Source organism: Moorena sp. SIO3I6 (assembly GCF_010672095.1).
This window is the reverse complement of sequence record NZ_JAAHHU010000055.1, coordinates 1-14,053: the sequence shown is the minus strand read 5'-3', so window position 1 is coordinate 14,053 and position 14,053 is coordinate 1. Positions and strand designations below refer to the sequence as shown.

Here is a 14,053-nt window from a genome sequence, read left to right as displayed (position 1 = left end):
TTTTATGGAGCAGGTAGTATGAGTCGCCCAAAACCAAGCCCTTTGCTAGAGCGGCGACAGGGTTTACAGAAAGGATTGATTAGGCAAAAAACCCAGACAATCCATCAAACAACTAGTCAATGTCTGAGATGGATAGTCAAGAATGTCCTTCTATGGATGCAACTGCTTAGTACTGGGTCATTCGTTGTAGTCTGGATGCTGTCCTTCAGTGCCATTGAACCAGCCCAGGCAACTGCTATATCTAAACATACTAAGTTCTTAGAGCAGCTCCGGACAAATCAGAGCAATGATTCAGAGCAATCCATTAGTGAAGAAAGTGAAGAAGTAGCCCCAATAAGTATTGTAGCACTAGGAAAGCTTGAAAGTCAACAGGAGACAATCCCTGAGCCAATTAAGACCCAAAGGTCTTCTGCCCCAAGGAGCAACTCCACCAGGAAACTGGATTCAGCTGTGCCGCCACACTTCTTACCCCAGACTGAAGAATCAGCTAAACCAGTAGCTAAGCGTAAGTTAGGGTCACGCCAGTCAAGGGCTACCCCTGAGGCTCTCCCGACCTTGCTGAAAACCAAGGAATCTGCTCAGCCCAGTTCTTATGCTACCAGGAGGAAGTTACCATTATCTCGGTTGCAGCAGCAAAAATTAGCCAAACGGGAGTCTACAGCTAAAGCTGTTTCTGCACCGCTGAAAACCCAAAGCTCAGCTACCTCAAGGACTGCCTCCCAAAAAACCGTCCAAAAAACCGTAGCTGCTCCAATCCAGCCGACGGCTAAGCCCCAGCCAGAGGAGATAGCCAAAGTTATTCCAGCACGGCCCAAAGGTAAAAAGTCGGCTTTACTAAGCAGTAACGGTAGAGAAAACGGTAGAGAAAACAGAACTACCCTAGCCCAGCCGACAGGTAACCACCAGCAAAGACAATCAACTAAACCCAAGTTCAGATCACCCTATGCCAGGTCTAGAGCTAGGGCAATGCCACCCTTTGGAAAAGCCAAAACGTCGGCTTCCCTAAACATCACCACTAGCCAACCTAACCTCACCACTAGCAAAAAGGTGGGTTCGGAAATCCCTGAGTTATCTCAACAGCCTCAAAAACCAGGGAAACTGGAGCTAAAACCAGGACACAGGGATGGGTTACCAAAGTCATCCCGGCTCAATAAAACTACTAAAGTCTCTCATCGACCTAACCCTGAGGCTACCTCGAAACTAGGCTCACCAGTCCCAGAGTCGTCGGAACTAAAACACAGCAAAGCAGCTAACTCTAAGCTAGTCACCCAGAAGAAATCTGCTGACACTAAAGCTGACACTAAAGTAGACCAGTTAGCGTTAACGCCATCACCTCAAAAGCCTTTAGTGTCATCATCGACGCTAAACCTAGAGAAAATCGACTTAACTTTCACGGAATTCAAGCTAAGCCAACTGTTGCCCTATGGCAGCAGTTCGAGTTTAGATTTGCAAGGAGTAGTTCCAGCTAACTGGAGCAACTGTCAAAACAACACAGCCTGTAATCAGCTGCTGCCATCCCTAATTCCGAAGTTAGTTCCCAATAGTCCCAACTCTAGCTCGAACCAGCAGACAACCTCCCAAGCAAAAACCGAACCTTTGCCAGTACCAACAGGGCCAATTCCGTCCAATGCTGGTAAACTGCCCAACAAGTTCAAGCAACTACCTCCTTCCCCACCAACCCTGCCCGAGCAGCTAGGGCAAGGAACAGCCACACCCCTATTTCTGAATAACTACCAAAACCAATCGGTAGGACAACTGCCTGTCTTCCCACAAACCAAAACACCAGCGCCATTGCCAGCACTTCCTAACTCGATGCCGTTGGTAAGCAATACTCCTAACCAGAATTGGGGCTATTTTCCTTACGTGCCACAAACGGTAGTATTGATGCCGATGATGCCAGGAGTAACTGGGACGATGCCGTTGGGAACGAGTATGGGTACGAATAATGGGTTACCTGCTCAATTGCCCTACGTACCACAAACTGTAATATTGATACCAACGGCAGGGTTCGGCATGTCTACCCCCCAGGGGATAAATAGCTATAACCCTAGCTATAACCCTGGCTTGGGTCAGCTACCTTATTTGAGAACTACACCGGCTCCCCTGCCAGCCCCAGTCAATACCATTCCGATGGGGGGTACTACCTATAACCCTGGCTTCGGTCAGTTGCCCTACCCGAGACCTATGCCCGCTCCTCTGCCAGCCCCAGTCAATCCCATGCCCATGAGGGGTAGTCCTTACAATTCGGGTTTAGGTCAGCTGCCCTATCTGAGAAGTTCCCCAGCCCCCCGGCCAGTAGTCCCGATCAATCCCATTCCCATGGGGGGCAGTAGTTATGGCTTGGGCTTAGGTCAGCTACCGTATTTGAACAATATTCCAGGGCAGGTACCAGGGCAAGTCATTGCGATACCAATGATGCCCAATCCCAACATCCCTGGCTTGAGCCAGTCTCCTTTTCCAGCCACCCCTCCAGGTCAGGTACCAGGACAATTCATTCCCATCCCAGTGGTGCCGAATCCCAACACCCCTGGCTTTGGTCAATCTCCTTTCCCAGCCACCCCCCAACCACCCCTACCAGGGCAAGTCACTCCCATCCCAGTGGTGCCAAATCCCAACACCCCTGGCTTTGGTCAAGTACCCTTCTTCCAACCAGCACTACAACCCTGGCCACCGGCTCCTAACTCAAACCTGAATCGACCAACCTCTCCCCCAACAGCCCAATCCACCGGTCGCCCCTTGCTGCCTACTACCGCTCTCACCCCAGCATCATTGCGTTTCCAGGGTAGTTTCGTGACTCAAGGGGAAAATTCAGTAGCCAGAGCTCGCTTGGACGGAAACTATGTGCTAACGCCCCAATTCCTGTTTGGAGCTACCCTAGATCTGACTAGCGAAAATGACCAATTGGTAGACTCACCTAACGAAGGGGCAACTATCAATCAGTTGTTCTTTACGGCTGCTCCTGCTAGCACCTTACCCACTCTGCGCTTTTCTGTCGGTCAGTTGGATTTAACCTCCTACTTTGATCGGAATAGTTTTGCCAAGGATGGGGTAAGCCATTTCTTTAATCCAGTTTTTCAAACTAATCCAGCCTTGAGTGCTACTGCGATCGCATCTCGTCCAGGTTTATTGGTTAACTGGGCAGTTACAGACAATATAGAAGGCAAAGTCGCTCTGTTTTCATCAGCTGAGAGTCTGGAGCGATTTGACCTCAATGGCTTGGCTGGAGAAATTGGTCTGCGTTACGATAATGTGATCGTGCGAGGAACCTATGCCTCAGGCAGGGATGGTGGTGCCAATAGTGGCTTCCGGGAAATTTTCTCCATCGAACGGGGAAGGGATGACTTTGGCATCAACAAGAATGATGATGAAGAAGCATTTGGTGTCAATGGCGAAGTGTTTATTCCTGAACTGAATATGGGCATATTTGGTCGCTATGGGATTTACCGCAACCGGGATTTGGATGAAGATGGAAACACCTTCAGTTTCGGAATCACCTTCTTGGATTTGTTTTCTAAGAATGACCGGGTAGGATTAGCCTATGGTCGGGACCTCTCCAATGAGGAATTGCGCCAGGAAAATGGGGATGATGTACCAGATGTGTTAGAGCTATACTACGATTTCCAATTTTTACCGAATGTGCGGCTTGGTTTTAGCCTTCAGCAACGCAATAGTTTCAAGGAAACGTTTGCCGGATTTCGATTGAAAACCGATTTTGATGTAACTCCTAGAGGTAGGTTTACTCCATGATTCTAGAGGAAGGCAAAAGGAACAAGGGAAAAGGCTTACCCCCGATAAAGAGCGGAGAATCCTCGGGTCAGAGGCAAAAGGCAAAGGGACTGGATTCACCTTGCCATCCGTGCCGCCGTGTGGTAAATTATTTACCCATTTACCTCTTACCCTTGACCGTTTACCTCTTACCCTTAACTGTTTCCCTTTTCCCTCTTGCCTTTTGCCTTGAGGCAGCTCAAGCCCAAACTATTCCGGTGCCGATTATCAAAGCCTTTAATCTGCTCAGGGAAGGACGAGTGGAGGAGGCAATTAAAGAGTTTGAGCAAGCTGTCCAGCGTTATCCCCAATCCATTGATGCGAAGATTGGCCTAGCCATCGCCTACCGCCGACAGGGATTGATTGACCAAGCCTGGGATGCCTATCAACAGGTGCTCGCTGAAGACCCTACCAATGAGTTAGCCCTAAGTGCAGTAGGTCTGTTCGGGACTTATAAACAAGAATGGCAGGCTCAGGGAATTGAAGCCCTTACGGTCTTGCTCGATATTAATCCCAATGATACAGAAGCTCGTGGCAGGCGAGCTCTGCTGTATGGTTATCAGCAACGATTTGGTGAAGCGATCGCAGACTATGAAATTGTGCTGCAAACGGACCCTACTCCAGATGTGCTAATAGGGGCAGCAGAAGTTTACACCTACAACGGTAACCCTCAAAGGGGTCTGGAACTCTTTAATCAATACCTCGCGACAGGGAATGTGATTAGTGGCTATGCTGTGCTGGCTTATGCCCAATCCTTAAGGCAAACTGGCAATGCGGCTCAGGCGGTGCAGGTTCTGGAAAACGAGTTAGTGGGATTCGCCCTAATCGATCAGCTGGATGACCTAGGCATCCAAACCCGAGCCGCCCTCTCCCAAGCCTATGCTGAAAATGGACAAATCTCTGAAGCCTTGGCTGTATTAGAGCCTTTACAAGGTCTTTCTCAAGCCACATTGCCCTTAGCGCGATCGCTAAATGAAATTCGCAATAAAAATCAAGATCCAGCCCTGGAAGCCCAAGTCTCTATGCTCTACCGCCAGGCACTGGCAGAGAATCCTAATGACCCTAACTTAATTCGGGAGATAGCTGATGTGTTCACAGGCATACCCAGCGAACGGGCAACCGCATTGCAGCTTTACCAACAACAGCTTGCCTTCGAGCCTGATAACCGTAGTCTGATGATTAAGATCGTGGGTCTGGAACGTCAGACCGGGTTAATTTCTCAAGCTCAATTGAGCAACCGTCTAGCGACCATACTGATTCCCCTACCTACTGAACCCAGGGAATTGCAAGCGGTGGCAGACGCCTTGATCCCGATCGAGCCGCCGGGGCCAGAATTTCTATCTATTTACCAAAATATCCTGGCATCTGGGGTTAACGCCCCGTTTTTGTACTTTCGGATGGCTCAACTTTACATTGAAGCCAATGACTTGATCTCAGCTAGAAATGCTTTGGCTACATATACCGCCACACCCCAGGGAGCTAACGATCTGGTAGTACAGTTGCTAGCGGCAGATATTGAACGTCTTGAGGGTAACTGGATTGCTAGCCGCCAGCGTTACCAAGCCTTGATTGCCAGCAACCCACAACGGGATATTCTCAATGGAGCATTGCAAGGATTGTCATCTATACTTCTGCTACAGGATAGACCAGGGGAAGCTGTGGCAGTTTATGACCAACTAGTGGCGCTCAATCCTAGTGATGTTAACCTACAGCTAGCACGCGCTACAATTGCCTATCAAGCGAATCTGATTCCAGAATCCCAAGCTGAGGCATTTGTATACTATTGGTTGCAGACACAACCCAATGTGCTTCCGCCCCAAGAACTCTTTGCTCTAGTCGGTGCTCTACCTGCCAATCCCACACGAGAACCCCTATACATTTCGCTCCTGCAATCTGAACCAGACAACATACCAGTAAACCGCCGTTTAATTCAGGTTATTGCTCAGCGTAGTCCAGAATTAGCTAGAGCTCAGGTGATTGAATTAGTCAATCGAGCTCCCTACTCCGTTCAGACATACTTGTTGCAGGGGCGATTGGCAGAAGCGATTGATCAGTTAGACATAGCAGAACGCGCCTATCAGGTGATTTTGACCGCAGAACCCAGTAACACTGAGATTATTGCTGCTTTAGGTGGTGTTCGTTTCCAACAACGACGCTTTGACTCCGCCAAGCAACTCTATTATAGGGGTCTTGCGATCAAACCCCTGGATTTCGGGGTACGTCGCGCCTTAGTTGGACTAAATCAGACAGAAGATTTTAAAGTCAAAGCCCTAGAACAGTTGGAACAGCTACGACTGGAGGAATTCAGTCGAGGGTCTAGTACTGCTACCCTGTCCCGTCAGAGACAGCAAATCCAAGAAGGATTTCTGTTCCGCAGGGGTTTCCAACCGCCTTGGGAACGTTTTGATTAAGGATAAAAAATGAAGTCTAGATGAAGTGTCAAGTGTAAAGAATAAATTCTAAATGAAGTATAAAGGATGAAGTGTCAAGGATGAAGGATGAAGGATTAAGGATTAAGGTATCGCAAGGGAAAATCCCAAATGGCAATGAACACTTAAAAATTGGCAGTTTTATAATCACAAATGAATAATCCAGACATTTAAAGCCAATATCAGAATTGAATAATTCTGAACTCTGATGTTTTTAGGCTAGGCTTAGGTTCAGACTTCTTCCCTTAAAAGACTACGTTGGATCAATCCAGAGGCTTGTATCCAACTATGTTTGAGGAGTAAATGTAAGAGCCGCAAATTTACGATGTCATACAACAGCCGTCAAGGTTTATTTATGGGTCGCACCCTCAGGGTTTCTATAGTTACTTTCACCATTATGTTGTTGAGTCTATGGGGTTGTGCTCCCCATCAATTGTCAAGACGATCTCCAACCCCTTCACCACCCCAGTCATCACCAAGCAAAACGCCTTCAGTATACCGTGAGTATCCTGAACCAGAGGCTCCCCAGACTGCTTTACCTATAGACGAAAGCGCTATTATAGCAGAAAGTTGGACTGTATACAAAGAGAAATTTATTCAAAAAGACGGGCGAGTCATCGACTACGAAGCAAGCGATCGCTCAACCTCTGAAGGGCAAGCCTATGGGATGCTGCGAGCGGTGATTGCCGATGACCCCACCACCTTTGCCCTAACCTTAGAATGGTCTCAAAACAATCTCAAACGCTCAGGAACCAATGGTACTCTCGAAGACCAACTTTGGGTGTGGAAGTGGGGTCGTAATCAGAGCGGTAACTGGGGTGCGATTGACAGAAATTTTGCCAGCGATGCCGATATTGATGCAGCAACAGCATTAATTCTCGCTTCTCGTCGCTGGAATCGACCGGAATACCTAGACTTAGCTTTGACTAAGCTGGAAGATTTGTGGAACTTGTCCACCAAAGAGGTCAGGGGAAAGCGCTATCTTCTGCCAGGACCTGTAGCAGCCTTTGTGCCCTCTCCATCAACTGTATATCTCAACCCCTCATATCTTGCTCCTTTCTCCTTTCGTCTCTTTGCCCAAGTTGACCCCAACCATGACTGGTTAAGTTTGGTGGATAGTAGCTACCAGGTGTTAAAAGAGTCTTCTCAGGTTTCTGCTGTAGGTTTACCCAGCGATTGGATAGCCCTTGATACCGAAACTGGTCAATTCCAGCCATTGCCACCAGACAGTCCACTCAAAAGTTCTTATAGCTTTGATGCCTACCGAGTGTGGTGGAGAGTTGCTTGGGATGCAGCTTGGTTCAATACCCCAGAAGCATTTTCCTATCTCGGTACTGCCACCCAGCATTTGCAATCCCTGTGGCGTTCTTCTTCAAAGCTGCCCGCCAGGATTGACATCCAGGGAAAACCAACGGTGACTTACGAAGCAACTTCCCAATATGCCATGCTTTATTCTGCCCTACGTTTAATTAAGCCAGCGATGGCTAGAGAATTGATAGAGCAGAAACTAATACCACAATATCAGGAAGGCATTTGGGATGATCAATCGGCCTACTATACCCAAAACTTAGCTTGGTTAGGGTTATTGCCTACCACAGCCATCGACCGCAACCTGTTAAATCCCAGTTAGGGAGGGGAATAGTTTAAACATACCAATAACTATACCGATAACTATACCGATCAATCTATACCGATCAATCAGGTGATACAGGTGACAAAAATGGTCTAAATCGTTAAAGTTAAGCCTAAGCAATACAACTTTTCTTTATAAATTAAGGGTGATCTTACTATTCTCCTAGTATTCTCTATTGTTAAGATTATGAAATTCTTGTTTCGCCGCTCCCAAGCCCAAGATCGTACGACTAATCATCAACGACGTCCTTCTCTAGGTCCTAGATTATCCTTGTTGCTGCTATGTGCAAGCATGGTATTAACCCTCGGCATCGGTACTACCCTAACCAGAGCTCAAGGGGACGGTAACCTCAGAAAACAGGAAGACCAGTTCATCCAGAAGTACAGCTTACCCAAAACCCCCACTAAGGCTCCAGTCTACAAACCTAAACCTCGACCTCGGCCAGCGGCGCGACCTAGACCAAAAGCTGCTCCAGCAGCGCCACGACAAAGACGTTCTAATCCTGCGCCAGCAAGGGTTGCTCCCACCAGACCTCGACCAGCTGCCCGACCTCAGCCACGGACCAAACCCCGCTCCCAGTCCCAACCTCGTTCACAGCCCCAATCTACCCCAAATCCAATTGCTTCTACGCCGAATATCCCATTAAGTGAGTACATCTTGCAATTTAACCGCTCTCCGATTGTAGGCAATCGCCTCCGTATGCGGGGGGTTTATTCGGAAGCAAGACTGGGCTTTACCCGTCCGAGGGGTTGGAATATAAAAACCGCCAAAGCCTTAATCCGCTTCCAGCATTCACCAGCCTTGATTGCAAATCGCTCTAACCTGACCTTGCGGATTAATGGTACCAGTGTGGCCAGTGTCCCTCTCAACCGCAAGCAGTCTCAGGTGGCTAACGTCATGTTTGCTATTCCAACGACCCTGATCCAGGACTACAATGAACTTTCCCTAGTAGCCCAGCAACACAACACCACTGGCTGTACGGATGGAGGGGATGCCACGTTGTGGACTGAGGTTTTGCCGGATTCCAAATTAATCTTCCAATACCAAGTTCAACCTATCCCCCTAAATTTCAGTCGCTATCCTTATCCTTTCTTTGATCAACTCAGCTTAGATGCCAATCGCATTGCTTATATGCTGCCGCAGGGGAATGTCCAGACCCGATCCGTGGATTCCTTAGAATCTTGGTTGACTGCTGCGCCTCGCTTACAGGCTTCCCTAGGCAGATTGGCTGACTTCCGTCCTATTACCACCCGTTTAGTAGAGACTATCGACGAATTAGAGTGGGGCGATAGTTTAGTTGTGATTGGGACTCCTGGAAATCAACAGGTTTTGAAGTCTTTAGAACTGCCCTTTACTTTCTCCGGGAATCAGATTTTAGATGGAAATCAGATTCCCTTACCCGATGATGTCGGTGTGCTGGCACTTACCACCGTCAATGATGGCAGTAACCCGGTCTTGGTGGTGACTGGCAATGGCCCAGATGGCGTGAAAAAGGCTGCCCAGTTTTTAGTACAGCCAGATACCAGTAAACTTGGCACAGGTCAATTAATTTTCGTGGATCAGGTTCCGGATGTACCAATACCATCCTCCCGAAATTGGCCTGGTTATTTGCCAGAAGAAAATTCCTTTACTCTCCAAGACATCGTTACTCAGCCCAATGGTAAACCCTTTAAGGACGTAACGGTGCGAGGCAGTGGAGCACCACCGGTAGAGTTTAATTTTCGTGCCTTACCGGATGATCGGTTTAAACGGGGCAGTTCCATGAATTTAGTTTACAGCTATGGTCCCCAGGTCAATCCTCGCACCTCTGCTGTAGAAGTCTTACTAGATGATGTACTAATTGGTGGTAAACGCTTGACTAAGAGGGATGGCTCACAGCGAGAAACCCTCAAAGTGGATCTTCCTGCCAATCTGATTAAACCCACCTCTAAAATCAAAGTTGCTTTCCGGCTGAACCCCAGGGAACCAGAGGAGTGTGGTAAAATTACGGACCAACAACTAACCGGTACGGTTCATGCTGAAACCAGCTTCAAAGTTAATCGGGAGCCCTCAGTTCAACTACCTAATCTAGAACTGTTGCAAGTAGGTTACCCATTTGCAGCTCCTCAAGATTTGTCCAATACAGCGATCGTGTTGTCAGAGACACCATCTGATACCGATCTGCTCACACTACTAGCTATGAGTGAACGTTTAGGACGTCTGAGTAAGGCAGATTCAGTACAGCTGGATGTTTACACCATTGAACAATTGCCTGATCAGATCAGGAGGAAGCGCAATCTAGTCGGAATTGGCACCAGGGATGAATTTCCGTTTCCAGAGGTATTTGAGTCAAAAGGTTTGCGTTTGAGTAATGCTCTAGGACGTCAGTGGGGTGAAGCTAGTGCCCAGACTCTACCGGATACTGAAGGGGTAATGAAACAAATCATGTCTCCCGATAACAATCAGCGGGTACTTTTGGCTTTGAGTGGTCAAACGGAAAATGGCTTAGACCGCGTGCGGCAGATTCTCACTAAAGATTCTTGGTTCTACCAGTTGCAGAAGGATACGGTTTTAGTTAGTAGTTATCAACAAGACCCTGCTGGTTATGACCCCGATGCCTATAAGCTAGAGTTCTTTGAACTAGCCCGTTCTAAAAAGCGCATTGAAAAAACCTCCGCCCTCAGTAAAGCATCGTTCTTCCTCCAACAAAACTGGTGGTTCCTAGCTTTAGGTATTCTGGGCGTAACCTTCCTGCTTTATGGCATTAGCCAGTTGTACCTCAAGCGTGTGACAGATCAAAAAAGTCATTAGTAATTAGTGATTAGTGCTTAGTCTTTAGTTTTAATTAGTCTTTAGGATTGTTTGTATATTAAATAGGATTAAATCAAAATTCCACTGTAAGCTATCAGCTGATAGCTGATAGCTTACGGCTGAATACTTACATCAATATTAGTTTCACATCTCAAATCAAAATGCTATAAATTGCTATGTCTTTTTCCTTATTCAAACAATCGAGAAATAGGCAAAATCGCCCTCGTCGATCCCCTTTAATTACATTACTCGTTGATCGCCTACCTCGGTTTTTTGACCGAGTCCTAGCACGGCTAGGGTCGAATCACTTGTCGTGGCTGATTTTGCTGCTGGTGTTGCTATCCATACCCCTGATTACTACACCCCTAACAGTCAGGCAGCAGGGGATTGTAGCGATCGCACTAATATTGGTTGGTCAAGTGGTAGTGCGCACTGAAGCCAAACAATCTGATAAAACAGTCAGTGAGTATTTTCATCTGTTTTTAGTATGGCTGAGCCTGGTGACCACCATGCGCTACCTATACTATCGCTTTGCCTATACCCTAAATTTTGATACTTGGATCAACGGGTTTTTCTGTGTGCTGTTGTTGGGGGCGGAATTGTATGCAATTCTAACCCTATTGCTAGCTTATTTTCAAACTATCAAAATCAAAGACCGAGAAACCGTTGATCTGGCTAACTATCCTCAAGACCAATGGTTCAAGGTTGATATCTACATTCCAACCTACAACGAGCCTGTGGAAATTGTCCGCAATACAGCAGTAGCCGCTCTGGCTATGGACTATCCGGAGGATAAAAAACAAGTCTATGTCTTAGATGATGGCAGAAAGTATCCAGAGCGTCGCAAAAAGTTGAAGCAGATGTGCGAAGAAATCGGCTGTAAATTGTTGACTAGACCTAACAATGATCATGCCAAGGCAGGTAATATCAACACAGCTTTTAAGACTACCAAGGGCGATCTGGTATTGATTCTGGACTGCGATCACATTCCAGTGCGAAAATTGCTGATGCGCACAGTCGGGTTTTTCTACAACCCAAACGTATCCTTTGTGCAAACGCCCCACTGGTTCTTTAACCCCGACCCCTTTGAGCGAAATCTCTATACTAAGGGTGAGATTCCAGTGATGAATGAACTCTTTTATAAAGTACTGCAAAAGGGCAATGACTTCTGGAATGCTTCCTTTTTCTGTGGCTCAGCAGCGGTAATTCGCAAAAACCATGCGCTGGAGATTGGGGGAATTGCCGTTGAAACCGTTACAGAAGATTGTCACACGGCCTTCCGACTCCATTCCTTAGGTTATGAGTCAGTGTACTATGACCAGATTATGGTTGCTGGCTTAGCCCCTGAAACCTTTGCCTCCTATGTGGGTCAGCAAGTGCGTTGGGCAAGGGGAATGGCTCAGATTCTACGGCTAGAATTCCCCTTGTTGAACTGGAAGGCAAAACATCTCACCTTAGGCCAGCGGATTTGCTATTTTTCAGCCACCTCCCACTTCTTCTATGGCTTTCCCCGGCTGATTTACGCTATCACTCCCACTCTATTCCTATTGTTTGGCATCAATCCCATTCAGGGTTTGGGGCTAGAAACCTTATTTTATGCCCTGCCCCATCTACTGATTAGCCTCAATGCTAACTATATCACCTACAAAGAAGTTCGCTTTTCCTTCTGGAACGAGGTGTTTGAATTTGTGATGTCATTCCAGACGGGGTATGTCACTCTGATGGCGGTGATTAACCCCAAGCTCGGTTCATTTAATGTAACTGACAAGGGGGTATCGGTTAGTCAGCGGAGTTTTGATTGGCAGTCAGTACAGGGTCTTTTGGTAGTAACAGCTATAGTGATTGCTGCCTTACTAGCTGTTCCCTTTTGGCTGCTGCTCCGTCCAGAAGATGCAGAAGCGGTCTTGGTTAACGCCATGTGGTGCGTCTTTAACTTGATTCTGCTGACAGCAGGTTTGTTGGTTGCCTTTGAACAACCCCAACAACGCCCCAAACACCGCCTGCTACGACGCCTTCCGGTGACAATTCACACCACTGACCAGAGTTGGCCAGGGGAAACGGTTAATATCTCAGAAAGCGGAGTTTTAATTGCCTTAGATAGCTGGCCCAACCTACCTGATCAAGTAGACCTTGAAATTGTGGGAGATTACGGCAGACGAGCCTTTGTTGCTGGAGAAATTATCCGCAAGACACCGATTAGTGACCATCAAGTTCACCTTGCGATTAATTTTATCAACCTCACTCAAGCTCAGCTAGATGATTTAGTCCTAGTAATTTATTCCGATGTCAGGGAGTGGTATTCCCAGAAGCGTGCGACCTTAGACCGACCTATGGGCTCCTTAGGTTTCTTAGCCACTGGTGTGTTCCGTGCCTTCCGAGAGTTGAATACCCAAACTAGTACTAAGGTGCGTAAACAGATTAGGGCTACTGCTCAGCTTTATTGGGAAGGTAAGTTTTACAGTGGTAGGGCAACTGAAATGGGAGTGATGAGTTTACGGGTTGAATTAGAACGCAGCACTGCCTATTCTGATACCACGGAGCAAACTAGTCCATTGCTCACACCAGAAGATTTACGAAGAATGGAGCAAGACCAACCCTTCGTTGGCTTGCTATTGAGTCAGGAATCGACTAACCAGTTACCACAGCGATTGTTGGCTCAAATTGTGGATGTCGAAGATTTATCCGATCAAGTTGCCATTGAGTTGAAGTTCCCAGACCAATTAAAGCAGAAACAGGAGACCAAAATTAAACAGCTTTTGAAGGTACTTTAGTTGAAGGTTTAATCAGGTTGAAGGTTGAAGGTTGAAGGTTGAAGGTTGAAGGTTGAAGGTTGAAGGTTCCCCTTGGAATTACCCTAGGGTAGGTTAAAACTGGAGTTTAGACTATGACAAAATAGCCCAGTCTTCTTTTGAGGCTGAGATGTTAGTAAATTGATGCAAAATTTGGTCTAAGTCCAGGGTAAACGCATATAGAAAAGAAAGAACAATGGTGTAAAATCAAGGATTTTGTCGTAACTGCTCACCGCAACAAGGTGGTGTTATTGCCAAGAGTATCGATTTTGCAATCGCGAAGAACAAAGGGGTCGGTTATTGGTTCTATGAGCTGCTGTTAACTCCAGTAGGCAAAGAAGCTACGAGAATTTTCAGCAAGAAATTGTTATCCAAACCAGCACGAAGCGCGCTTCATTCTTAAACTGCCCGCGGGTTGGCTCAAGACGCAAGAGATTAAGAGCCAAACGTCGCAGAATACTGAAGTTGCGAGGAGCATGGTTTTTGCGAATGCGACATTTGTCCTCACAGAACAGTACATCTAGTGGGACTAAGCGCGATAATTAAAGGCATAAATAGTGCTATCCTATATAGGGTCTAGTTTTTAGGTTGGTTACTTTGTCCCTCCAATCCCATGAAAGAAACTGTTTCCACAGCAATGCCTCCAT

The 14,053-nt window shown here is 47.0% G+C and carries 5 protein-coding genes; all 5 read left to right on the top strand.

What is annotated here, in order from left to right; genetic code table 11:
- Positions 1-18: 18 nt before the first annotated feature.
- The 5 genes from F6K49_RS17345 to F6K49_RS17325 all read left to right on the top strand — a co-directional run bounded on the left by F6K49_RS17345 (position 19) and on the right by F6K49_RS17325 (position 13,388).
- On the top strand, positions 19-3,747 hold the full coding sequence (locus F6K49_RS17345) for a hypothetical protein (RefSeq protein WP_293027126.1): 3,729 nt from the start codon (positions 19-21) through the stop codon (positions 3,745-3,747).
- Entirely contained in the window at positions 3,744-6,176 is a 2,433-nt protein-coding gene (locus tag F6K49_RS17340) for a tetratricopeptide repeat protein (protein WP_293027121.1), read from the top strand. Before F6K49_RS17345 ends, F6K49_RS17340 begins: the two co-directional genes overlap by 4 nt.
- A gap of 343 nt (positions 6,177-6,519) precedes the next feature.
- Complete coding sequence (locus F6K49_RS17335; protein ID WP_293027117.1) at positions 6,520-7,824, top strand: glycosyl hydrolase family 8; 1,305 nt, start codon at positions 6,520-6,522, stop codon at positions 7,822-7,824.
- A gap of 189 nt (positions 7,825-8,013) precedes the next feature.
- Complete coding sequence (locus F6K49_RS17330) at positions 8,014-10,617, top strand: cellulose biosynthesis cyclic di-GMP-binding regulatory protein BcsB (RefSeq protein WP_293064887.1); 2,604 nt, start codon at positions 8,014-8,016, stop codon at positions 10,615-10,617.
- A gap of 176 nt (positions 10,618-10,793) precedes the next feature.
- A complete protein-coding gene (locus F6K49_RS17325; RefSeq protein ID WP_293030259.1) occupies positions 10,794-13,388 on the top strand; it encodes a glycosyltransferase family 2 protein in 2,595 nt (864 codons plus the stop codon).
- The last annotated feature ends 665 nt before the right edge of the window (positions 13,389-14,053 follow it).

Coding starts and splice junctions, on each gene's coding strand:
- F6K49_RS17345 (WP_293027126.1), top strand. CDS start 19: ATGAGTCGCCCAAAACCAAGCCCTTTGCTAGAGCGGCGACAGGGTTTA.
- F6K49_RS17340 (WP_293027121.1), top strand. CDS start 3,744: ATGATTCTAGAGGAAGGCAAAAGGAACAAGGGAAAAGGCTTACCCCCG.
- F6K49_RS17335 (WP_293027117.1), top strand. CDS start 6,520: ATGTCATACAACAGCCGTCAAGGTTTATTTATGGGTCGCACCCTCAGG.
- F6K49_RS17330 (WP_293064887.1), top strand. CDS start 8,014: ATGAAATTCTTGTTTCGCCGCTCCCAAGCCCAAGATCGTACGACTAAT.
- F6K49_RS17325 (WP_293030259.1), top strand. CDS start 10,794: ATGTCTTTTTCCTTATTCAAACAATCGAGAAATAGGCAAAATCGCCCT.